1 protein-coding gene is annotated in these 897 nt (G+C 59.1%); it reads right to left on the bottom strand.

The window, feature by feature from the left end; genetic code table 11:
• Window positions 1-897 (bottom strand): Z1 domain-containing protein (locus tag IG178_RS24450; RefSeq protein WP_226895759.1); only part of this gene is annotated, 897 nt, incomplete at both ends.

The raw sequence follows: 897 nt of genomic DNA, 5'->3' as shown, positions 1-897 counted from the left end.
GATACCCGCTGGGATCCCATCCTCACCAAAGCCGAATACTACTTCGTAGGCTCCCACGCCCGGATTGTTGAAATGGGAAAGGAGGCCCTCGACCAACTCGTGCGGCACAGAATTCCAGATAATGGAGCCCTGTCCCGTCTTGTTGCCGAGCGACCTTCGGGCTGCGCTTCCGGAAGCTGAATCGACTTTGTCGAGAAACTGAGAGATGGCGTCCTTGTTCTTCTCGTTCTCCGTGCGGTCTGCCGTGAGGCCCCAGGTCTCGAAGGCTACTCCCCGGTACGAGAATGAGCCCGGCTCATTCAACTCGGCGGCATGACGGGCCTTGTTCGCGGCCGTGATCTTGAAGGACTCGGGGTGGCGTCTGATCTTGAGACCGAATTCGATAGGCAGGCGATTCTGCTCGCCCATGACAGTGACGCTGAATCGCAGGTCCTCCGAGATCCCCGAGATGTACCTGAAGTGATCAACGACTTCTTCATCCATCCAGACTCGGGTGAGATCCGCGTAGCCGGGCCTGTATCCGAACCACCGGCCCATCTGAAGCAGAGTGTCTGCGGCGCTTGCGGCTCGGGGGAAATAGGACACGATCAAGCCTTCGAGAGTGATTCCCCGGGCGAGCACGTCGCCGCCGACATAGATGCTCGGAACGCGCTTGAGGGCGGCCAGCTGAGCGCGTGTCTTTCCGGAGAGCTCTCGTTCTCTCGCGGTCTTGGTATCGCCGTTGATGAGATCAACGGATACTGTGCTTGCAATGTCGACCAGTTGGCCCACTATCTGTTCGAATCGGATTTCGGGGAACTGGTCTCTCCTCAACTTTTCCAGGGCCTGGCCGATCGACGTGCTCAGCGGCTTGGACGCGATGTCTCGACGCGCGCTGATGATCTGCTGGCTGACCTC

The sequence above is a fragment of the Neoluteolibacter marinus genome, from assembly GCF_014904755.1.
In the GTDB taxonomy this organism is placed as follows: domain Bacteria; phylum Verrucomicrobiota; class Verrucomicrobiia; order Verrucomicrobiales; family Akkermansiaceae; genus Haloferula; species Haloferula marina.
The sequence above is the reverse complement of the archived record's forward strand: the minus strand, read 5'-3'. Positions and strand labels throughout refer to the sequence as shown.